Source organism: Alteromonas macleodii ATCC 27126, assembly GCF_000172635.2.
GTDB classification, from domain to species: domain Bacteria; phylum Pseudomonadota; class Gammaproteobacteria; order Enterobacterales; family Alteromonadaceae; genus Alteromonas; species Alteromonas macleodii.
Genome location: NC_018632.1, coordinates 3416852 through 3438588, shown reverse-complemented (window position 1 = coordinate 3438588; position 21737 = coordinate 3416852). Strand labels below are relative to the sequence as shown.

General features: G+C 46.0%; 19 protein-coding genes. 3 read left to right on the top strand and 16 right to left on the bottom strand.

Features of this window, described 5'->3' with window-relative positions:
* Positions 1 to 10 precede the first annotated feature (10 nt).
* The 6 genes from MASE_RS14740 to MASE_RS14715 all read right to left on the bottom strand — a co-directional run bounded on the left by MASE_RS14740 (position 11) and on the right by MASE_RS14715 (position 8575).
* Positions 11 to 1267 carry a response regulator gene (locus MASE_RS14740; protein WP_014950537.1) on the bottom strand — a complete coding sequence of 419 codons (1257 nt, stop codon included), beginning with the start codon at positions 1265 to 1267 and terminating at the stop codon, positions 11 to 13.
* A gap of 121 nt (positions 1268 to 1388) precedes the next feature.
* Positions 1389 to 2570, bottom strand: a complete 1182-nt coding sequence (gene prpF / locus MASE_RS14735; protein ID WP_014950536.1) for a 2-methylaconitate cis-trans isomerase PrpF — start codon at positions 2568 to 2570, stop codon at positions 1389 to 1391.
* A 407-nt stretch (positions 2571 to 2977) separates the two neighbouring features.
* The gene (gene acnD / locus MASE_RS14730; protein ID WP_014950535.1) at positions 2978 to 5569 is read right to left on the bottom strand and encodes a Fe/S-dependent 2-methylisocitrate dehydratase AcnD; all 2592 of its coding nucleotides are present in this window, start codon (positions 5567 to 5569) and stop codon (positions 2978 to 2980) included.
* Between the two features lie 18 nt (positions 5570 to 5587).
* A complete protein-coding gene (prpC, locus tag MASE_RS14725; RefSeq protein WP_014950534.1) occupies positions 5588 to 6712 on the bottom strand; it encodes a bifunctional 2-methylcitrate synthase/citrate synthase in 1125 nt (374 codons plus the stop codon).
* Positions 6713 to 6971: 259 nt separating this feature from the next.
* Entirely contained in the window at positions 6972 to 7847 is an 876-nt protein-coding gene (gene prpB, locus MASE_RS14720; RefSeq protein WP_014950533.1) for a methylisocitrate lyase, read from the bottom strand.
* 65 nt (positions 7848 to 7912) lie between these two features.
* A complete protein-coding gene (locus MASE_RS14715; protein ID WP_014950532.1) occupies positions 7913 to 8575 on the bottom strand; it encodes a GntR family transcriptional regulator in 663 nt (220 codons plus the stop codon).
* 797 nt (positions 8576 to 9372) lie between these two features.
* On the opposite strand from MASE_RS14715, the gene MASE_RS14710 reads away from it, so the two are divergent.
* From MASE_RS14710 to MASE_RS14700, 3 genes are all read left to right on the top strand, one after another.
* On the top strand, positions 9373 to 11637 hold the full coding sequence (locus tag MASE_RS14710; RefSeq protein WP_014950531.1) for a TonB-dependent receptor: 2265 nt from the start codon (positions 9373 to 9375) through the stop codon (positions 11635 to 11637).
* 126 nt (positions 11638 to 11763) lie between these two features.
* Positions 11764 to 12036 carry a hypothetical protein gene (locus MASE_RS14705; RefSeq protein WP_014950530.1) on the top strand — a complete coding sequence of 91 codons (273 nt, stop codon included), beginning with the start codon at positions 11764 to 11766 and terminating at the stop codon, positions 12034 to 12036.
* A gap of 51 nt (positions 12037 to 12087) precedes the next feature.
* A complete protein-coding gene (locus MASE_RS14700) occupies positions 12088 to 12420 on the top strand; it encodes a hypothetical protein (RefSeq protein ID WP_014950529.1) in 333 nt (110 codons plus the stop codon).
* Positions 12421 to 12427: 7 nt separating this feature from the next.
* On the opposite strand, the gene MASE_RS14695 is transcribed toward MASE_RS14700, so the two are convergent.
* From MASE_RS14695 to MASE_RS14650, 10 genes are all read right to left on the bottom strand, one after another.
* Positions 12428 to 13048: a response regulator transcription factor gene (locus tag MASE_RS14695; protein ID WP_014950528.1), complete on the bottom strand. Its 621-nt coding sequence runs from the start codon at positions 13046 to 13048 to the stop codon at positions 12428 to 12430.
* On the bottom strand, positions 13045 to 14235 hold the full coding sequence (locus MASE_RS14690) for a sensor histidine kinase (RefSeq protein WP_014950527.1): 1191 nt from the start codon (positions 14233 to 14235) through the stop codon (positions 13045 to 13047). The genes MASE_RS14695 and MASE_RS14690 overlap by 4 nt, the downstream gene beginning before the upstream one ends.
* A 16-nt stretch (positions 14236 to 14251) precedes the next feature.
* A complete protein-coding gene (locus MASE_RS14685; protein ID WP_014950526.1) occupies positions 14252 to 14581 on the bottom strand; it encodes a DMT family transporter in 330 nt (109 codons plus the stop codon).
* A gap of 28 nt (positions 14582 to 14609) precedes the next feature.
* Positions 14610 to 15206, bottom strand: a complete 597-nt coding sequence (locus MASE_RS14680; protein WP_014950525.1) for a DUF7010 family protein — start codon at positions 15204 to 15206, stop codon at positions 14610 to 14612.
* A gap of 125 nt (positions 15207 to 15331) precedes the next feature.
* Positions 15332 to 16714 (bottom strand): MFS transporter, encoded by a 1383-nt coding sequence (locus MASE_RS14675; RefSeq protein ID WP_331284381.1) that lies wholly within the window; start codon positions 16712 to 16714, stop codon positions 15332 to 15334.
* 19 nt (positions 16715 to 16733) lie between these two features.
* Entirely contained in the window at positions 16734 to 17309 is a 576-nt protein-coding gene (locus MASE_RS14670; protein WP_014950523.1) for a BON domain-containing protein, read from the bottom strand.
* Positions 17310 to 17323: 14 nt separating this feature from the next.
* Positions 17324 to 17920: a phosphoheptose isomerase gene (locus tag MASE_RS14665; RefSeq protein WP_014950522.1), complete on the bottom strand. Its 597-nt coding sequence runs from the start codon at positions 17918 to 17920 to the stop codon at positions 17324 to 17326.
* Between the two features lie 177 nt (positions 17921 to 18097).
* Complete coding sequence (locus tag MASE_RS14660) at positions 18098 to 19186, bottom strand: glycosyltransferase family 4 protein (protein ID WP_014950521.1); 1089 nt, start codon at positions 19184 to 19186, stop codon at positions 18098 to 18100.
* 181 nt (positions 19187 to 19367) lie between these two features.
* Positions 19368 to 19709 carry a YraN family protein gene (locus MASE_RS14655; protein WP_014950520.1) on the bottom strand — a complete coding sequence of 114 codons (342 nt, stop codon included), beginning with the start codon at positions 19707 to 19709 and terminating at the stop codon, positions 19368 to 19370.
* Between the two features lie 4 nt (positions 19710 to 19713).
* A complete protein-coding gene (locus MASE_RS14650) occupies positions 19714 to 21714 on the bottom strand; it encodes a penicillin-binding protein activator (protein ID WP_014950519.1) in 2001 nt (666 codons plus the stop codon).
* Positions 21715 to 21737 lie beyond the last annotated feature (23 nt).

Here is a 21737-nt window from a genome sequence, read left to right as displayed (position 1 = left end):
ACTCAGTGATTTACGCCTCTACTGTTTTGGCGACTGAGTCTCTCAGAATGATCTGATCTTTGCCCGCGTGCTTAGCTTCGTATAAGCGCGCATCAGCCACTTCTAACTGCGACTCCAAGCACTTGTGTTCCTCGGTACATACGCCGATACTGCACGTGATATTGAACTTGTGATTGGTAAAAATAGTAGAGCGCACTGCATCCATAAACGCTGAAAGCGCAGATAGATACACTTTAGGTGGCCTTACCGATACCACTGTAAATTCTTCACCCCCATAGCGCACAATAAGATCGTCGGGGAAGTAATCTTTTAACAATGCTGCAAATTCCTGCAATAACATGTCACCCGTTTTATGGCCGTAGGTATCGTTTACACTTTTGAAGTTGTCAGCATCGATCATAGACACAATGACATCCTTTCTCGACGCTTTATTGGCAAATAACTCCTCTGCTTTTTCGTAGAGAAAACGGCGATTGTATACCTTGGTTAGCGGGTCTAAGTTTGCTGAATTTCTAATGGTTTGAATCATTTCTTGTGATTCAAGGTTTTGCATAATTCTGCAGTAGAATTCTTCGTGATAAAACGGTTTGGACAGGAAGTCATTGGCGCCGCTTTTAATGAATTTCGAGGTCAACACGCTGTCGCCGTTTGCCGATAAACCGATAAATACCAAGTCTTGCATGCGTTTTTCGTGGCGTATTGCTTTAACCAGTTCATAACCGTCCATATTGGGCATACGGTGATCAGCAATAACCATTTTAATATCGCGGTGATTATCAAGCTCTTCCAACGCTTCTAAGCCATCGTTCGCTTCATGTACCTGAAATTGGAATTTGCGAAGTAATGAGCAAATGTGATTTCGGCTCGTTCTAGAATCTTCCACCACCAACACTTTGGTAGTGAGATTCTTTCTTAAACGGTCTACAAGTTTAGACACTTGAAGGTATGAATAGCGAGACTCTTTTGTAATGTAATCCAGTACGCCCTGATCGAGTAACTGAGCACGGGTAAATTCGTCGAAATTCCCAGTAAGTACGATGGTTGGAACGTTGTAGGAAAGTGCAAGCTCAACGCTCTCGCCGTTGGGCGCGTCGGGAAGGTTTAAGTCGACGATGGCTGCCAAGTATTCGGTGTCACTCTCGAGGGCACTTTTAGCTTCCGCAAGATCTTCGCACAGATCACACGTAAAGTGAGGATTATCCTCAATAAGTTTGTTTACAATCTTTCGGACAGTGAGACTGTCTTCTACTACAAGAACTTTATACATGTGATCTACTCTCGGCACTTAGGCTTCGATAATAACCAATTATAGACAAAAAAGCCCTCAAAGAGAGGGCGTTTTATACTTATGTCTAAATAATTTTATTCTTATATAACATTGCGTTGTACTAACTTTGTTCAGCGGGAACACGCACGGAGCCTTCCATCAAAATACGTGCGCTTCTGCTCATTACAGCTTGCTTAATTTGCCACTTGTCGTCTTCAAACGTAGCTCTTGCTCCTACTCTAAGCGTTCCAGATGGATGCCCAAAAGTAACCGAGTCTCTTTCGTCGCCGCCAGCTGCGATATTTACAAGAGTGCCGGGTATCGCCGCAGCCGCTGCGATCGCGACTGCTGCCGTGCCCATCATAGCATGATGAAGTTTCCCCATAGACAGTGCGCGAACCAATACATCAATGTCTGAACCCAAAATATCTTTGCCACTGGAAGCTTGGTAACCTCTTGGAGGTGCAACGAACGCGACTTTTGGTGTGTGCTGCCTGTTTGCAGCTTCACCCACATCATTGATGAGCCCCATCTGAACCGCGCCGTGTGCACGAATTGCTTCGAACTTGGACAGCGCCTCGGAGTCGCTGTTTATATCATCCTGCAGTTCAGTGCCTGTGTAGCCAATATCTTCTGCGTTGATGAAAATAGTCGGAATACCCGCGTTTATCATGGTCGCCTGAAGTGAGCCTACGCCTGGAACTTCAAGTGTGTCGACTAATCGTCCTGTCGGGAAGATTGCCCCTTCACCGTCAGCTGGGTCAACAAAGGCTACTTCTACTTCTGCGGCAGGGAAGGTGACACCGTCTAGTTCAAAGTCGCCCGTTTCCTGTACTTCCCCGTTAGTCATTGGCACCTTAGCGATAATGGCTTTGTTGATATTGGCTTGCCAAATATTGACGGTGGCAATGCCGTTTTCTGGTAATTTACTTCTATTCACTAGCCCATTGGTTATCGCAAATGCGCCTACGGCTGCCGTTAGGTTTCCGCAGTTTCCACTCCAGTCTACGAATGGCTTGTCTATGGCTACTTGACCAAATAGATAGTCCACATCGTAACCTTCACGTTCACTTTTGCTTAAGATAACGGTTTTGCTGGTACTTGATGTAGCACCGCCCATACCGTCGGTTTGTTTACCGTACGGATCGGGGCTGCCAATTACGCGCAGAAGCAGGGCATCGCGCGCCGGACCTGGCTTTTGCGCGGCTTCTGGCAAATCGGTTAAATTGAAAAACACACCCTTACTGGTACCGCCACGCATGTAGGTAGCCGGTACTCGAAGTTGTGGCGCATACTTTGTCATGTTTTTTCCTTTCGTCGGTATGAGTGCGTTGAGGCACAGTTGAAACACGCCGTAAATACATCCTTGTAGGCTCTCGGGGCGCGTCCATGCGCCCCGAAGGTTTCAACCGTGCCTCAACGCACTCTTAAACTAAAAACTATTTTATCTGGAGAGAAGTAAGGTTGTTCGTGATTTGAAACACGCTGTGAACACATCCATGTGCGCTCCCCAGCCGCATCCTTGCGGCTGGAGGGTTTCAAATCACAAACAGCTTCCAACCAAACTAGCTGATACTAGCTACGGAGGAGGTGGATTAGTTTCAGGGCCCTCAACTCGCAAGGATGCGAGTTGGGAGCCTATAGGGACGTATTTAGGGCGTGCCCTATGACTGATTCACCTCCTCCCACTGAAAGGTCTTCCTATCACAATCAGCTAGCTTCAGCTTCTAAGAAGTCCTTGGCGAAGCGCTGTAATACACCGCCTGCGCTGTAAATAGAGACTTCTTCTGCTGTATCTAAGCGACAGGTTACCGGCACGTCTAGTTGCTCGCCGTTTTGACGGTTCACTACCAGTGTTAGCGTTGCACCTGGTGACGGTTCGCCGCTTACGTCGTAAGTTTCTGTGCCATCTAGCTCTAGTGTTTTACGCGTAGTTCCCGGTTTAAACTCAAGGGGTAATACGCCCATACCGATAAGGTTAGTACGGTGAATACGTTCGAAACCTTCAGCCACAATGACTTCAACACCCGCAAGGCGCACGCCTTTGGCTGCCCAGTCTCGTGACGAGCCCTGACCGTAGTCAGCGCCAGCAACAATAATCAGCGGCTGTCTGCGGTTCATGTAGGTCTCAATAGCTTCCCACATGCGCATAACTTGTCCTTCTGGCTCAACGCGCGCCAGTGAACCTTGCTTCACTTCACCGTTTTCCAGCACCATCTCGTTGAACACTTTCGGGTTCGCAAGGGTAGCGCGCTGTGCGGTTAAGTGGTCACCACGGTGTGTGGCATACGAGTTAAAGTCTTCTTCCGGTAAGCCCATTTTGTGGAGGTATTCACCTGCCGCGCTGCTGGCTAAAATAGCGTTTGAAGGCGACAAGTGATCGGTGGTGATGTTATCTCCCAAAATAGCCAGTGGACGCATACCTTTCATGGTGCGCTCAGCATCCATTGCGCCTTCCCAATAGGGCGGGCGACGAATGTAGGTGCTCATTTCACGCCAGTCATAAAGCGGGTTAATGTCTTTTCCGTAGTCAACGCTAAGGTCGAACATTGGCTCGTACACTTTTCTGAAGTGCTCTGGCTTTACCGATTTCGCTACAATAGCGTCAATTTCTTCGTCGCTTGGCCAAATGTCTTTAAGCGTTACTGGGTTGCCTTCTTTGTCGGTGCCCAATACGTCCTTTTCAATATCAAAGCGAATGGTACCGGCGATGGCGTAAGCTACAACCAGTGGTGGCGATGCTAAGAATGCTTGCTTTGCGTAAGGGTGAATACGGCCGTCGAAGTTACGGTTACCCGACAATACTGCTGTTGAGTAAAGATCGCGGTCGATGATCTCTTGCTGAATTTTGGGGTCAAGCGCGCCGCTCATACCGTTACAGGTAGTACACGCAAAGGCAACGACGCCAAAGCCTAAATCTTCCAGCTCGCTCATCAGGTTAGCTTCTTCAAGATACAGCTTAACGGCCTTAGAGCCTGGTGCTAGTGAGCTCTTAACCCACGGCTTACGGGTTAAACCGCGCGCGTTGGCATTTCGAGCAAGTAAACCTGCAGCAATTACATTGCGTGGGTTAGATGTATTGGTACAGCTGGTGATAGCCGCGATAATAACCGCGCCATCAGGCATTTTGCCTTCCTCCTCGGTCCACTTCGCTGCTATACCGCGACTTTCTAAATCGCTGGTAGGTAAACGTGCGTGTGGGTTAGAAGGGCCAGCCATGTTACGGCCAACAGCAGAAAGGTCGAACGTAAGCACCCGCTCATACTCGGCAGTTTCTAAATCATCAGCCCATAAACCTGTGTGCTTAGCATATTGCTCAACTAGCGCAATTTGCTTTTCCTCACGCCCTGTTAGGCGTAAGTAATCGATGGTTTGCTGGTCAATGTAAAACATGGCTGCAGTGGCGCCGTATTCCGGTGTCATGTTCGATATGGTAGCACGGTCGCCCAGCGTCAGGTGCGATGCACCTTCACCATAGAATTCAAGATAAGCAGAGACTACGCGCTCTTTACGCAAAAATTCAGTTAACGCTAATACAATGTCGGTAGCCGTAATGCTTGGCTGTGGTTTGCCCGTTAGCTCAACACCTACAATATCAGGCAAGCGCATATATGACGCACGGCCCAGCATAACGCTTTCCGCTTCAAGACCACCCACACCCACAGCAAGAACACCAAGTGCATCAACATGCGGCGTGTGGCTGTCGGTACCTACTAGCGTGTCAGGGAAGGCTACGCCGTCGCGAGCTTGAATAACCGGCGACATACGCTCCAAGTTGATTTGGTGCATAATGCCGTTACCTGGAGGGATAACATCCACGTTTTTAAACGCGGTTTTCGTCCAGTTGATAAAGTGGAAACGGTCGTCGTTACGTCTGTCTTCAATTGCACGGTTTTTCTCAAACGCGTCTTTTTCAAAACCAGCGTGTTCAACGGCTAACGAGTGGTCAACAATCAGCTGCGTAGGAACAACGGGATTAACCTTCGCCGGATCGCCGCCTTTTGCTGCAATAGCATCGCGAAGGCCCGCTAAGTCTACCAGTGCCGTTTGCCCTAAGATATCATGACACACCACGCGAGCAGGAAACCACGGAAAGTCCAAGTCGCGCTTGCGATAAATCAGCTGTTTAAGTGAGTCGGTAAGCATTTCAGGGGCGCATTTACGCACCAAGTTCTCAGCCAGTACACGTGAGGTGTAAGGCAGCTTGGCGTAGGCGCCAGGCTCAATAGCATCTACCGCTTCACGGGTATCGAAAAAATCGATACCCGCGTTAGGAAGCGGTTTACGGTAATCAATATTCATAAAACCCCAACCTTAATCTTAAGCGCGTTCGCTGATAGCAGGCACTGGGCGTAGTTCTTCGCCTGTGTATTCTGCTGACGGACGAATAATACGGTTGTCAGCGCGCTGTTCCATAACGTGTGCTGCCCAACCAGTTAGACGAGACATTACGAAGATTGGTGTAAACAATGGCGTAGGGATACCCATAAAGTTATACGCAGAGGCATGGAAGAAATCGGCGTTACAGAAAAGCTTCTTCTCGCGCCACATCACTTCTTCACAGCGAACAGACACAGGGTAAAGTACGTCGTCACCCACATCAGCAGCGAGTTTTTCAGACCATTGCTTGATAATTTCATTACGCGGGTCAGAGTCTGAGTAAATAGCGTGGCCAAAGCCCATGATCTTCTCTTTGCGCTCAAGCATGCCCATCATCTTCTCTTCAGCATCATCAGGAGAAGTGAAGCCCTCGATCATTTCCATGGCGGCTTCGTTAGCACCACCGTGAAGTGGACCACGCAGAGAACCGATAGCACCGGTTACACAAGAATGCATATCAGATAAGGTTGAAGCACAAACACGTGCAGTGAAGGTAGACGCGTTAAATTCATGCTCTGCATAAAGAATGAGTGATACATGCATGACTTGTTCATGAAGTTCACGTGGCTTTTCACCGTGAAGCATGTGAAGGAAGTGACCTCCAATTGAATCGTCATCGGTTTCAACATCTACGCGCACGCCGTCGTGCGAGAAGCGGTACCAGTAGCAGATAATACTTGGGAAGCATGCCAACATACGGTCTGTCACGTCTTGCTGCTGGTCAAAGCTCGTTTCCATTTCAAGGTTACCCAGCATTGAACAACCCGTGCGAAGTACATCCATTGGGTGAGCATTTTTAGGAATGCGTTCTAGCACTTCTTTAAGCGCTGAAGGAAGACCGCGCATACCGCGAAGTTTTGCTTTATAAGCGTCTAGCTCAGACTGGTTAGGTAGCTTGCCCTTAAGAATAAGATACGCCACTTCTTCAAATTGACAGTTTTGCGCTAAGTCTTTTACGTCGTAACCACGATAGGTTAAACCAGAACCTGATTTACCTACGGTTGATAATGCTGTTTTACCTGCAACTTGGCCGCGTAAACCCGCGCCACTTAACTGTTTAGCCATCTTGTTGTCTCCGGTCTTGTAAAATTTGTAAGGTACTTTTTTAAAAATTTAGAAATAAAAACTATATTGAACTCATCAGGCGAGTGGGGTGCGAGGCACCGAGAGAGTGGGGGCGGTGCACGGGGCGTTACCCCTTTGAGGCATGGATGCCGAAACGGAGCCCCCATGGATGGGTTCACGGCGTGGTAACGCCCTGAGTACCGTTTCAACTTCAATGGTGCCTCGCACCTCACTCGCTTCCTGCTGTTTCGTATTCGTGTTAGTTCTTACCTTCTGCGAATAGAGCATCTAGTTTTTGCTCGTACTCGTGGTAGCCAAGATAATCGTACAGTTCCATGCGTGTCTGCATGCTGTCGACAACGGCTTTTTGGTCGCCGTTTTCAAGTATAGATTTGTAAACCATTTCTGCTGCTTTATTCATCGCACGGAATGCACTTAGTGGGTAAAGCACCATGTCGGCACCCCATTCACCAAGCTCTTCTTTATTCCATAGTTCGGTTTTGCCAAACTCAGTGATATTGGCAAGGATCGGAACGTCTAGCGCTTCAGCAAATGCACGGTAATGTTCTTCGGTTTGCACTGCTTCGGCAAAAATACCGTCAGCACCTGCTGCAACATAGGCTTTTGCACGTTCAATGGCTTTGTCTAAACCTTCTTGTGCGAACGCGTCGGTGCGCGCCATAATGAAAAAGTCTGGGTCAGTTCTGGCGTCAACTGCAGCTTTTATGCGGTCTACCATTTCTTCTGTGCTAACAATTTCTTTGTTAGGACGGTGACCACAGCGCTTTTGCGCAACCTGGTCTTCCATATGAACTGCCGCCGCGCCTGCTTTTTCCATGTCGCGAATAGTTTTGGCAATGTTAAATGCGCCGCCCCAACCGGTGTCGATGTCTACCATTAGCGGAAGATCGCACGCGCTGGTAATGCGCTGAACGTCTGCAATCACATCATTAAGTGACGTCATGCCTAAATCCGGTAGGCCGTAAGACGCATTCGCTACGCCTCCACCTGAAAGATAAATCGCTTGGTGCCCAATAGCCTTTGCCATCATGGCAGTATAGGCGTTAATGGTGCCGACAATTTGTAGCGGTTTGTTGTTCTCTAATGCGGTTCTGAATTTCTTTCCTGCACTCATGATAATCACTCGCTTATTTGAAAGTAGGGTAGAGGTGAATTAGGTATGAAGAAGACTGAGTGGTGTTAACCATGATTAAGCTTCTTCTCAATATTATTTTTTGAATAAAGAATATGGCGACGCATTAGCATTTCAGCCAGTTCCTCGTCGCGATTGGCAATAGCGTTAACGATGTGTCTGTGTTCATCAAACGCAGTACTTACGCGAGGGCCAGCCATACCGAGCTGTACGCGATACATACGAACAAGATGGTAAAGCCCGTCTACAAGTACGCTGATGAGATGATCGTTTTTACTGCCGGTTACAATTCTGTAGTGAAAGTCTACATCGCCGGCTTCTTGATAATAGCTTTGACCGTCTTTTACTTTATCGAAGTGGCTATCAAGCAACGCCTGCATGTCGGCAATTTCTTCATCGCTCATGTAGCGTGCAGCCAAGCGGGCGGCCATACCCTCTAATGCTTCGCGCACTTGGTATAGCTGAATAAGGCCTTCGGGGGACAGTGCAACCACACGAGCACCCACGTTAGCTTTACGTTCCACCAAGTGACAGGTAGCGAGACGATTGATGGCTTCTCGAATAACGGCGCGACTGACTTCATACTTTGTCGACAATTCCATTTCACTCAGCTTACTGCCTGCTGGAATGATACCCTCAACTATATCCTTCCTTAACTGAAAGAAAGTACGGTCGGCATTGGTGATGGCTTGTTCGCTTTTTGCTAACACTGTATAGAATCTTTTAATGACTAATGTCGACAATATATGCCCATTTTGGCGTTTTTTCAACCTTAAAAGGTTAGGATTGTCGACAACGAGAGTAAGATATTAGTCTGATAGTCTTGTTTAGAGGCCTGTGTTGACAGTTGTGCAATGGTTTAATGCGATACGCAAACAGAGCCATGTGTCAGCTTACGTCTATTAGGCGAACCTTGCGCAACCATATTGATAGCTACTGCCCGGACGGAGGAGGGAGTTTGGTAACGAAAGTTACATACAGAGGTTCTGAGCTAAAGAATGATTCAAGCCAATGGTGATTTGTTTAAAGTTTGTCCATCTGGTCTAGGTCTTCTTTACTTTATTCGCTTAGGTGTTGTGAAGAGATAGAGTAAATTATCTTTATTATATCTGATTGTTTTTATGGAATTTATACATACTTTTTGTTTGATGCTTAACCTAACCAATTAGTCTAATTTTGAAGTCTTATTTTAGTAAAAGTGTAATATTTTACTTTGCAAGATCGTAATCTAACGGTAACATATCGTTCCAGTCTTCAAGCCTAAATTCTTCGTACTGAATTTTAGAGGGCTGGAAAAGTAAGTTCTACTTTTAAAGCAGAGTTTCATTGAAAGTAAGTTTGTAATGTTTTATTGCGACTTACTTTTTTATTGCCTGTAATCCAGTATAAGCACAAGGTTATGTGCGCCTCTTAAATTAGTGAGTTTAGTCTTTCAAAGTTCCAAAGAAGAACTTGAAGCGGCCTAAAAATATTATTACACCTAACACTCACGCAAAGGGGTTATACCATGAAAACCAATACTGACGTGTCTAAGGCACTCGCCAGTAAGCTTTCACCTGTCGCACTAGCAGTAGCGATGACCGTTCCAGCAATTTCAAATATTGCCGTTGCCCAAGAAGCAGAAGCAACTGAAGAGCAACAATTTGAAGCCATTACCGTTACCGCAACAAAACGCCCTCAAGTTATCTATGAAGTTCCAATTGCTATTAGCGCCTTCGATGGCGACAAGTTAGCTGACCAAGGTATTACTGACCTGACTGACGTTGGTAAATTCGTTCCAAACCTAAATGTTACTGGTTTCTCTGCCGGCCACACATCGTCTGTAAACCCATTTATTCGTGGTATTGGTCTTCAAGATCACCTAATCACAACCGATCCGGGTGTGAGTGTTTATGTAGACGGTGTTTATCTGGGCCGTCAGGTTGGTCAAAACTGGAGCCTAAATAATATTGAGCGTATTGAGGTACTTCGTGGCCCTCAAGGTACGCTATATGGTCGTAACTCGATTGGTGGTGCAATTAACATCATCACAAAAGAGCCAGACCAAGGTGATGTAACCAAAATCAACACTGAATTTGGTACACGTGGTCGCGTTAAAGCTGATCTTTTTGTTAACCACGGTCTTTCAGAAACCGTAGCGTTTAACATGAACCTGTCATTTAACAAGCGCGATGGTCTTGGTGAGTTCATCAACGTGCCTAACGCCGAGTACGATGTTGGTGAGACTGAAGATGTTTCTGGCCGCGTTTCTCTTAAGTGGGAGCCATCAAATGACTTCCGCATGGTATTAACTGCAGATGCTAACAATGGTGACGGCGGTCTGCGTCCTTACACTGTGCTAATTGATGAAGTGGGTTCAGATCGCTACTTCGGTGGTCAGAATGGTGTTGGCGTACCGTTACGAAACACAGATGTGACACCTGAAGGCGCTGATATCTACGACAATGCAACAGGTACTGAAGCAGTAACTGGCGTGTCGAACGAAGCGCGTGGTCTTTCACTCACTACGGAGTGGGACATTAACGAAGACTACACTGCAAAGGTTGTTGCAAGCCAGCGTACATCTAAGTACAAAGCAGGTCTTGATGATGACGGTACAATTTACTCGTTGGATCAGTTCCCTGAGCGTGGCGAAGCCGATCAAACATCAATCGAACTTCAGCTTAACGGCTATATCAACGAATACACTGACTTTGTTGCTGGTGTTTACTACTTCAATGAAGAAGGTAGCAACCGTCAAGGTGATGACTCTAGTTTTGACGGTGGGGCTAACCTGCTAGAGCTCGATCAAGAAACCACTTCAAAAGCGGTTTACGTTAACGTTCGCCGTGACTTAACTGATGAGCTTAGCCTTTCTGGTGGCCTTCGTTACACGAAAGATGAAAAAGAAGCATCAGCGAACGTATTTTCAGCACTTGGTACTATCTATGATTCAAATGATTGGGACGAAGTGACGTGGGAACTCGCCACTAACTACACATTTGAAAATGGCATGACAGGCTATGCGACAATTCAGTCTGGCTACCAGTCGGGTCAATTCCCAGCACGTCCTTACTGCCTAATTGGTGAGTTCTTCGGTGCAGGTGGCTTTGATGATATCGAAGGCGCTCAAGCGGCGGTTCGCGCAAATAACTGTTTTACGGCGTCTGACAATATTACTGCTACTAACTATGAAGTAGGTATTAAAGGTCGTGTGAATGATTACTTCGACATTAGCGTTGCAGTATTTAACACTGAGTTTGAAGATCTTCCTTACCAAGTAAGTCGCGTGAGCGAAGGTGGCTTCGACACCGCAAACCTTGTGGTAGAGCAAACATCTCGTGGTGTTGAAGCTGATGCTACGTTTACCTATGGCAACTTCAGCATGATGACCAGCGTTGGTTATATGGATGTTGATGTTGAAGAGCAAGATGGATTCAATCCTGTAGCGCCACTTACTCCAGACCTAACCCTTGCAATTGGTCCGCAGTATACCTTTGAGCTTGATGGTGGTGATTCAATTCGCGTACGTGCAGATTACTCATATCGTGCAGAAATGTATGGTGAGCCTACTTCAGCACCTGAGCGTATGACTAAACTTGATAGCCGTGAGCTTGTTAACTTCGACATCGCTTATACGCCAGCGAATGATGCGTATACTGTTGCACTTTACGGTCGCAATATTTTTGATGAGCGTTACGACAATGCACGCTTGAATACAGGTGACTACATCCTGCAAATTCTAAGCAACGACGCAAGCGAGTTTGGTGTTAGATTCTCAACTGAATTCTAATAGCTACAACGAGTTACAATTATAAAGCCAGTCTAAAGACTGGCTTTTTTTTGCTTATTTTTTCTTGTTTTATCTTCATTATTAGCATAGTTTTAAAACTGTTCTAAAAATGCCCAGCAACTATTTATGAAAGTGAAAGCACTTTACGGTATTGGTTTTCTTGTTGTTAATATGCTTTTGTCAGGGTGTACCTACACGGTGTATTTACCCGACGATGAAGATATAAACGCGAAGAAAAACGGCAAGGTTGTAGTTGCTAAACCTGAATTTGGTAACCAATGTCGTTATAGCGGAAACGGTGAGTATGGCGCGTGCCCAACGTCAAATAGTGAAATGGTTGGAACATCGTGTTCTTGTCCAACACCTTCAGGGCAGATTATGGGAACGGTGTCGAAATAGAAGACGTGCTTTTGTAGTAAGTAGGGCCTTTCAATCATACGGAGATGGAGCGTGGGATTGTTTACCAGTTTTAAAAAATCGCGGTTAGAAAAAAAGTTTAAGAAAAACGAATGGGTAATCATTCAACCTATTCCGTTCGCTCAATTTGAACAACTTATCGTAGACCATGTAGACGGAGGTTGGGAAATAGAAGATGACTACGAACGGCTCGCTGAAACGACCGCTAAGTGGCAGTGTGAATTACGCAAAGGTACGAGTATTTTAACCTGCGTATGGACCGCTAAACAGCAAGGTATCGTATACGGTCCCGAACGCGTGCTTACCGGTTTGTCTGAAAAGCTAAATATACCGACGTCTACAGCAATTGCTACGACGTGGTTTTAAGCCTTTATTATAGCCAACCTTTTTGTTTAGCTATGCGAGCAGCATCTACGCGGTTGGTCGCATCGAGCTTTGAAATAGCCTCAGAGAGGTAGTTTCTTACCGTACCTTCAGATAAAAACAGTGATTGAGCAATGCCTTGGGTTTTAAGCCCTTCTGAAGCAAGTTTTAGTGCGGACATTTCTTTTTGCGACAGTGGATTGTTGTCGTCAAGAGCCATGATGGCGAGCTCAGTCGAAATTACCTTTTCTCCCGCAGAGACTTTGTGAATGGCATCTATCAGGTAGTCGCTGTCAGACTCTTTCAATATAAAACCCTTAACCCCTAAACTTAATGCACGCTTGATGTAGCCTGGTTTAGAAAAGGTAGTCATTAATACCACCTTGGTATTGAGATTTTGCTTTGCAATGTGGGCGGCTAGATCTAGCCCTGAAACCAGCGGCATTTCAATATCGCTCAAAATAATGTGTGGTGCAGGGTTATCATTTAAATAATCAATGGCTTCCTTTCCATTACTGCACTTTTCAACAATGGTTAAGTCGTCTTCTAATGACAGAAGCATGGCAATGGCATCGCGAACCAGCGACTGATCTTCAACAATCAAAATGGTAGTTGGCGCTTTTGAGTTCATAGGGAAGCCTTATGTGACAAAGATTGCTCGGCAGTAAGCTGAACCCTGACAATAGGGTGGGGAAGGAAAGAAATGTCCACATCCGCATGAATAGACGCCGCGCGTTCTCTAATTCCCATTAATCCGTTTCCTTCTTTAATTGATGCGGTGTTCTCAACTACGCCATGATCTTTATAGGTCATTTTCACGGTTTGCTCATTAACTTCAAGATCAAGGGATACCGCGTTACCGTTTGAATAGCGTAAGGTATTGGTTGTCAGCTCTTTGATAATAAGCGCAAGCTGGCTTTCTTGTTTAGCGCTTAAACGTGCTTCAGCGCCGCCTTCAATATCGGTTGTAACATTAAAGCCGTTTTCTTCTAACAGTGATTTGTCTTTTGCTATTTCATCGCTAAGAGAAAGCTGCTTGATATCTGACACTGCTTGACGAATATCACTCAGTAGCGCTTGAGAAAGCTGTGCCAGCGCTTTCACCTCGCGATGCGCGTCTTCAATCTTATCTTTGCTTATGAGTTTATCGGCCAGTTGTGCCTTTAACGAAATAGAGCTGAGTGCGTGACCCGCAACATCATGTAAGTCTCTGCCTATTCGCTCACGTTCAGCGATCGCAGACAATACTCGTAGTGCTTCGGCTTGCTGGCTCTCTTTCAGACTATGGAGCGTTTCTTTGCGCTCCATAACACCAAACCCGAATAGCACTAAGCTGTTGAGCAACGAAGCACTTAAAAGAAAATGTGCGTTATTAAATACGGTAATGTGCAGTGACACGAGTACCAGCATCATCACGCCTATGCTCATTATGCCTGTCTTGAGCGAATTGTAATAACCTACGATAAAAGCAATAAAGCCGATAATGGTTGCGCCACCAGGGTTTTGAAAGCTGCATGCTACCGAAAGTAGAAACATGAGTAGCAAATAAGTGGGCAGTGTTTTAACAGGCTGGTTTATGGCTTTAATGTAAAGAATGACAAAGCTAAGGTATCCCAGGGTTTGAAGTACCCATGTTTCGATGGGAAGAGGACGGGAAATAATGAGTGGAACAAAGAAGAACAGTGAAAAAAACAAGCTTCCGTGAGACCAGCGCTTTTTCCGTCCACTTGCCAAAAGGGGCATGTCAGGCGCGGTGCTCTCGTTTTTGACGGCAGGCACCGCGCTGTAACTATCTTGTATGCTTTTATTGCTGAGCATTGTGAGTACTTCGTCCCTACTGAAATACAACGGCAGACTTGCTAGTAATTAGCAGCGTACCAGAGATAATCAACATAATACCCAGCACGGCATAAATGTCGAAAGTTTGTTTCCAAAATACCACCGAAGCAGCAGTGATAAGTGCGATTCCCATACCCGACCAAATGGCGTAGGCGACCCCAATTCCCATATTCTTTAAGACCATGGCAAACAGCATCCCAGATATCGCGTAGAAAAAGATAGCGCCGTACCCAAAAGCCCACTTCTCCCATCCGTTCGACATTTTAAGCAGCATGGTAGCGGTAACTTCGGTGATAACTGCAACTGCTAAAAGTAAATAAGTCATAATGCATTCCTTCTTAGTTAAAGTGAAATTAGTTAGATTTGATTGATTGAAAACGGCGTTCAAGGGTGATTAATGACACAATGTAGACAGCGACAATCACAGCCGATATTGCCTCTACCCGTGCATCGGGAAACAAGTACCAGGCGGCGACAATGCCGAAGGTTCTGGTTAGCGTGTGAAAGTAGCCTATCCAGTGTTCGATAGCCCATGATAAAGGCATCCACATCAGGCCTGCGAGAATGCCAATACTCAATGGAACGGTGGTGTGGTCGATGGCTGCAACGGGAAGCGCAATGGCAAATACCATTAGGCTCATGATCATGCCAACGAAGAAAAGACGATCAAAACTGTTCTTTGCTGCCTTCTTGGCAAAAAATCGCTCGCCGGTGAGGTAGGAGAGACCTGCACCGAGGTAGAAGATGGCACCTGTGCCGATATACAGCAACCAGGTTATGGTTAATTCAGATACAAAAGGAGCGCTGATACCAAGCAGAGCCCAAACAACAGTGCCTGCCAGCGGCATGGCAATGAATCGGTTCTTTTTAAAATCTTCGCGCTGCTGTTCCAACGGGATGGAAGCATTCTGAGCGGGAGTTATTGACGAAGCGTGAGATACTTGTTCCATGAGCTTTACCTGATGTTGTAATGTCTATAGGTAAAGTATGCCGAGGTACCTCAGATTGCGTTAGTCACAAACGTCACCAATCGCGTATGACAATTGTCATCAGTTCACTTAATGAAGCCTATGAACTAAGTCTGTCGTGCTTTTTTCGCTTTTCGTTTGTTTAACACTGAATCACCATCTTCCTTAGACAGCATTAAGCTATCGTAAATGCTGACAAGTGCTACTGCGGCCATAAACATCATAGATAGCGTAAACGTTTGTAGGTTTGGCATATTGGCGCTTTGTCCAAGAATGAATGCTGCAGCAGCGATAGCAAGCGCAGAAAGGGTAATGCCAAGACCGCGGTTCATTTGCATTAAAATGGCGCCTAGCGTGTTTGCGTCTCGCATTTTATTGGGTGGTACGTCGGCAAAAGCAATGGTGTTTATTAACGTTAAGTGCATTGAGCGAGTAATACCGTTAACAAATAAAATAACGGCAATAGTAAATGACGATGTGGAGTGATTTATCATCGCGAGCGCCACAAAACCAAGGGCGATGAGCACGCCGTTTACTACAAGCACGCGTTTGAAGCCGAAGGTATTCATGATCCACGTTGTCGCTGGCTTTATCGCTAAGTTTCCAGCAAACAGCCACAGCAACAGTGAGCCGGCTTCTACAGGTGAGTAACCTAATCCAAGCTGGAGCATGAGTGGCACAAGAAACGGTGCACTGCCAAGTGCGACACGCATAACAGAGCCGCCAAACACAGTAAGCCGGAAGGTTTTGTGTTGCATCGCATCGAAAGAAAATAGTGGGTTCTTGGCCGTTTTTACGTGTTTGACTGCCAATACCATGAGTACTAAGCCAATAGCGATGATGCCAAGTGGTCGAATAAGCTTGTCGCTGGTACTCGCTAAAAACTCGATCCCCGCCATAAATAGCGCAAAGCCGATACCGGTGAGCAAAAAGCCTTTAATATCGAATTTACCTACATTGCCTTTAATGTTTTTAAGGAGATACAGTGACGCGATGATAGCGATTATGCCCAGTGGAATATTCATATAAAAAATCCACTGCCAGCTGAAATGAGTGGCGATGTAACCGCCTAGCACAGGGCCTAGTAGCGGTGCGCTTAACGCAGGCCAGGTTATAATGGCCACGGTTTTTACCAGCTTTTCCTTTGGCAAGTCCCGCAGAACTACTAATCTTCCCACGGGAACCATCATTGCCCCGCCTAAACCTTGAAGAATTCGAGATAAGGTAAATTCGAATAAGCTGGTACTCAGACCACAAAGCACCGAGGCAAAAGTAAATACGGCAATCGCTGCTACAAATATAGTGCGAGCGCCAAATTTATCGGCGGCGTAACCACTTAATGGAATAAAAAGTGTTACGGCTACTAAGTATGCCGATACTCCAATAGATAGGTGGGCTGCCGGCACATTGAAGTCGGCAGCAATGACAGGTAACGCCGTGGTGATAACCGTGGCGTCTAAAATTTCCATAAAGAGTGCCCCTGCAACCAAAAGGGCAGTGGCGAACTCTCTATTGAACAATTTCAAAGGCTCTAACTACGCGCGCGACACCCGTAATATTGCGAGCAATATCTACAGCGGCTGTGGCTTCTAAATTGGTTAACCGACCCATCAGGAATACTTCTGAATCTTGAACCACTACCTTAACTTGTAGAGCAGGCACTCGTTCGTCTGCCACAATTTTAGTACGCACTTTTGACGCTAACCACAGGTCGTTGGCTTGTGTGCCTGCACCTATCGCCTCGCCAATTCTAATTTGGTTGTGAATTTTTTTGATATAGCTTACTTCTTGGGCGCGGCGCACAGCTTCGTCAACTAAGCCTTGGTTTGGCGCTTGCCCGGTTAGCAACGCTACACCGTTATAAACATCCACTTGCAGGTTAGCCTGCTCTTTAAGCGCATCGCTTTTCGACCATTGATACGACACCGCAGCATCGGCATTTTGGTCATCAAGCTGCGTGCCCACAGTACGTCTGTCATTAGCCACTTTCGCAGCCATAGCGCCTGCAGCTCCAACGGCCACTACACACCCTTGTAATGTAAGAATTAGGGCTAATAAAGAACCCAGTAGTCCCAAATTTTTCACTTGTGTCCTCTTTACTACTCGTCGCCGTGATCGGCAGGGAATAAGCTGTCGTCAATGCATTCACATAAATTGTGAATTACCAGTAAATGAACTTCTTGAATACGCGAAGTGCGGTTTGACGGTACGCGAATTTCAACATCATGTTCACTTAAAAAGCCCGCCATTTCACCGCCGTCTTTGCCAGTAAGCGCGACAATGGTCATATCGCGAGATAATGCCGCTTCCATCGCTGCTATGACGTTACGAGAGTTACCACTGGTTGAAATAGCCAACAGTATATCTCCGGGTTGGCCGAGCGCTCGTACTTGCTTCGCAAATATTTCTTCGAAGTTATAGTCATTCGCAATAGACGTCAGGGTTGAGGTGTCTGTGCTTAATGCGATTGCCGGTAAGCTGGGACGGTCGCGCTCGTAGCGATTGAGCATGTTGGAAGCAAAATGTTGCGCATCACCTGCAGACCCGCCATTACCACAGCTCAGTACTTTATTACCTCTAATTAAGGCTTCAACGATCATGTACGCCGCTTTCTCAATATGCTCTGGCAATATTTCCGATGCCGCTATTTTGGTTTGTATGCTCTCGGTAAAATTCGCTTTTATCTGTTCAATCATGTGTCATCTCTTTGTTTTCACCAAATGGCAGACCATTTAGTGAAATTTTTTGCGCTGCATTACAGCGCCTTGATTTTTGTAATGGCCAGTATCTGAAAGTCAGAGGTTTAAACTGTGGCCTCAGCGCGAGAGAAAAAGGCCTAACGTTTATCGCTCGCGATAATCAACCCGCATTTTCTATTGAAGCGTGCGAAAAAACTCAACCAAGTTTCTTGCTTCATCTTCAACTTTAAAATTTTTCACAACGTGTTCGCGCCCGGCTTTGCCCATTTCTGCAAGTTTGTCCATATCCGAAAGCAGCAAATCCATCTTTTCTGTAACAGCTTGCTGATCTTTGGTAGGTACAATATACCCATCAACGCCTGGCCTAATGATGTCTTCCCATGCGCCCGCCTGAGTAGCTAATACCGCAGCTCCAGCACTCATGGCTTCAGGTACAGTTAATCCAAACCCTTCGTTATAGCTAAGTGCACTTACTAATGACAGTGCACTGAAGATTCTAGGAATTTGCTCAAACGGCAATTCACCGGTGAAAACAATTCGGTCAGTTAACCCGGCTCTAGAAACTTTTTCTTTAAGCTCGTTTACAAATTCTTGGTTACTCGAGGATATGGCACCTACAACTACTGCGTTCACGTCAGGGTATTTGGGCAATACTTTGATGCACGCTTCAACAAATAGATGAACGCCTTTTTGCTCTCTAACTCTGCCCAGAATACCAATGCCGTACTTGCCGCCGTAGCCTAATGCTTGCCATGCTTCTTGCTTGTTTTCTGCTGGCGTGTAGTTGTCTATTTGCACACCGTGTAGATTTATCTTGGCGGGGGGCTTATTTAGATATTTTGCAGAGCGATTACCCATTGCAATAACCGCATCCATTTTATTGCTTAACCACACCGTAGAAGCCGAACGCTTTCGCTGAGCGGCAGAGCTAAATACAAGCTTTATCTTGGCGCGAAACACGTATTTGAGGATCACACCCTGAATCATCTCGTCAACGCGACGCGCATGAAAAATTCGCCACTTACCATTACTAAGCGGGCGTCGACACATTTTTGCGACCTCCCAAAAAGTAATAGTCATTGATGGGTCTGGAACAAAATGCTTGCCCATTATCCGCAAATTAATCATATGCTTCTGTAGCGATGTTACTTGCAGCATCGTAGACGTTACGCCAGAAAAATTAGAGCTGGAGTTGCCGACTATTAGCTCTATTTCTTGGTTATCAACGCTGCTGGACGAAACCTTGTTGTTGGGATGACTCATTATTTGTGGGAACCTAAGAAACTTTCATCAAACCGATGAAGGGTTGCAAATCATAAGATAAAACAAACGGAATACTTCTGACATAAAGACATTTTCATCAATATCGGCCACGCCCATCGTTGGCGTACGCTTCTAGCCCTCTTTGGGGGACATCAGTTTAAAAGCTGGATATTGTCAGTCTTTAGCCCACGTTCTTCAACCACTGAAGGTTGTCTCCGTCTATGGCAACAACGTCTATTCGCAGAGAAGTAGACGCTGGATTTAAGCCATTATCTAACAAATAGAAATCAAACGCAGCCTGAATTCGCTGGAGCTTTTTGGCAGTCACAAACTCTAGAGCACTGCCAAACTGATTTCGTCTTCGGTATTTAACTTCAACGCACACTATGGTGCTGCCGTCTTGCATTACAATGTCGAGCTCGCCACGCCGAGTGCGGTAATTTCGACATCGAAGGGTAAGGCCTTGTTCCATAAGATATTTACAGGCCTTGTCTTCTGCTGCACTCCCTTGCAGTGTTGACATAATTTTACTCCGAAAGCATTTGAACTTTTTCGTTACGAATAATTGCCTGAGGCTGTTTGCGTATTACTTCACCTTGTTGATTAAGGGAAAGTGTACCCGTTAACCCTTCGTGTGAAAGATACTTCAGCGTGTTAAGCATGCCTAGCTGAGGCAACAACTGATAGGCATCAAAACCGAACGCAAATAAACGTTTTTGCATAGTATTTTGATTTTGCCAAGCCTGTTCAACCTCCTGCTGAAGAGGTTGCCAACTATGTGAAGGCATTAACCAAGGCATGTCGATAAAGTGCACATTCTGCAGGTCACGCCATTGGTTTTTCCCGCTGTCGTAATCCATTGAACGAGAGGTGGCATACACGGGGACTTGTTTGCCATCGTAAGGGTTTAAGCTCGCTTCGATAATGGGGTTAAGCAGTTCTGTGTCTTGAGGTGAGGCAAATGCAACAATGGCATCAATATCACGCCTACTGCGAGGCATGTTGTACACTTCATCATTTGTCATGTACTCAATTTGATTGATACGCTCGTTGCTTTGCGCCACATCTAGCGCCTGTGTAATTCCCTCTCGAAGTGAATTACTGTCGTTAAACGATACCGACGTTATGTTGGCGCGCTGCTTGTTTTCCTGATTGTTGAGTATTCGCCAGTGCTTTTTAAAGGTGTCGTCCATTCGCTGGTACAGACTGCTTTGTGCGGCAATAACGATAGGCGCACGATATCCTTTATTAAAGATAAATTCAGCAAGCTGCTTTGCTTCATCTTCTGGTGCTAGCCCGTAATAATTCAGCGAGGTAGGCAAGCCTAATGAGTGGAGTTCATTTTGTGTGTCATCACCTGCGAGACCTGTACCAGAGGCAAGAGCATCATCGGCTATCGCCGGATTTGACGATCCTGTTGCCAACCCTTTAGCAGACGCATTGTCTGGCAATTCGTCAGGCCTATTTAATGCAAGTACGTTCACACCAAGCGGCAAACTGGGAATTAAACGTTCAACAGTGTCTTTTAAAAGAGGGCCAATGATGAACTTGGTATCGCCAATTTCGCTGAGTAAATGCTGTGTATCTACTTCGTTGGTGTCGATAAAACGAAGACGAGGTAGAAGGTGTTCATCTTGGCGCTTTTCAACATCGGTGTAATAAGCCGCCATGATGCCATTTTTAACTACTTGTCCTGTGCGAGCTAACCTGCCAGAAAGTGGTAGTAAAACCGCAATATCGTTGGCGCCAGCATCGGTAAGCTGGGTTGCTTCAATTACGTTTTCAGGCAAAGCGTTTTCTAATACATGACCGCGATAAACCTGCTTAAATTGCTGCAGGCTTTTGGCTAATTTTTCCGGTGACGACGCGTTTTCTTCGGTTAGTTCGCGAAGAGTAATGAAAGGAGAAAGGTCGGGATAAGCACTGCCTACTGAATCTAGTGACGATGCAGGAATGGAGGTAATCCACTGCCAAACTTGTTGCACTTTTTCATCGTCAGTAAGATTGGTCTTTAATACGCTATTCGCTGCCGCAGCCAGGTTGCCTTGCTGCGTGAAGAGCTGGGTTTGAAGCTCCGCTTTTTGGAATGCGGTTTCGCCTGTACCGGTTACGCCATCCAACATAGCCAGCAATTCTTCTGCCGAGGCATCAGGCATTCCCGCATAGGCTTTGGTTACCAGAAGGGCGTAATAAGATTGATTTACACCTGAAATACCGTCTTCTTTTACCTCATATAGCACTTGCTGAGCCAAAACGGGCTGTTGATTTTGAAGGTACAGGTCAGCCGCTTGCAGCAACAGCGTATCGCGCTGTTCTTTGTTGCGGGTGCGCTCCCATACTTTTTTTGCTTCAAGGAGTTTGTGCTCAGGCGTGACGTTATCTTCAACCTGTGTGGTTTCAATTGGGGTAGGTTCCACTACCACAGGCTTTGACTGGGTTTTAGGTGTACTTCCACAGCCCGTTAGCACCAATACAGAAGCGACGGCTGATAGCGTAAAGATTTTTCCAGCTTGTCCAATATGACGCACAGTTTCATTCCTTTTACATCGTT

What these genes read in the sequence shown, in the direction of transcription:
- MASE_RS14740 (WP_014950537.1), bottom strand. Translation starts at nt 1,267, where the DNA reads ATGTATAAAGTTCTTGTAGTAGAAGACAGTCTCACTGTCCGAAAGATT.
- prpF (WP_014950536.1), bottom strand. Translation starts at nt 2,570, where the DNA reads ATGACAAAGTATGCGCCACAACTTCGAGTACCGGCTACCTACATGCGT.
- acnD (WP_014950535.1), bottom strand. Translation starts at nt 5,569, where the DNA reads ATGAATATTGATTACCGTAAACCGCTTCCTAACGCGGGTATCGATTTT.
- prpC (WP_014950534.1), bottom strand. Translation starts at nt 6,712, where the DNA reads ATGGCTAAACAGTTAAGTGGCGCGGGTTTACGCGGCCAAGTTGCAGGT.
- prpB (WP_014950533.1), bottom strand. Translation starts at nt 7,847, where the DNA reads ATGAGTGCAGGAAAGAAATTCAGAACCGCATTAGAGAACAACAAACCG.
- MASE_RS14710 (WP_014950531.1), top strand. Translation starts at nt 9,373, where the DNA reads ATGAAAACCAATACTGACGTGTCTAAGGCACTCGCCAGTAAGCTTTCA.
- MASE_RS14705 (WP_014950530.1), top strand. Translation starts at nt 11,764, where the DNA reads ATGAAAGTGAAAGCACTTTACGGTATTGGTTTTCTTGTTGTTAATATG.
- MASE_RS14695 (WP_014950528.1), bottom strand. Translation starts at nt 13,048, where the DNA reads ATGAACTCAAAAGCGCCAACTACCATTTTGATTGTTGAAGATCAGTCG.
- MASE_RS14690 (WP_014950527.1), bottom strand. Translation starts at nt 14,235, where the DNA reads ATGCTCAGCAATAAAAGCATACAAGATAGTTACAGCGCGGTGCCTGCC.
- MASE_RS14685 (WP_014950526.1), bottom strand. Translation starts at nt 14,581, where the DNA reads ATGACTTATTTACTTTTAGCAGTTGCAGTTATCACCGAAGTTACCGCT.
- MASE_RS14680 (WP_014950525.1), bottom strand. Translation starts at nt 15,206, where the DNA reads ATGGAACAAGTATCTCACGCTTCGTCAATAACTCCCGCTCAGAATGCT.
- MASE_RS14665 (WP_014950522.1), bottom strand. Translation starts at nt 17,920, where the DNA reads ATGATTGAACAGATAAAAGCGAATTTTACCGAGAGCATACAAACCAAA.
- MASE_RS14660 (WP_014950521.1), bottom strand. Translation starts at nt 19,186, where the DNA reads ATGAGTCATCCCAACAACAAGGTTTCGTCCAGCAGCGTTGATAACCAA.
- MASE_RS14655 (WP_014950520.1), bottom strand. Translation starts at nt 19,709, where the DNA reads ATGTCAACACTGCAAGGGAGTGCAGCAGAAGACAAGGCCTGTAAATAT.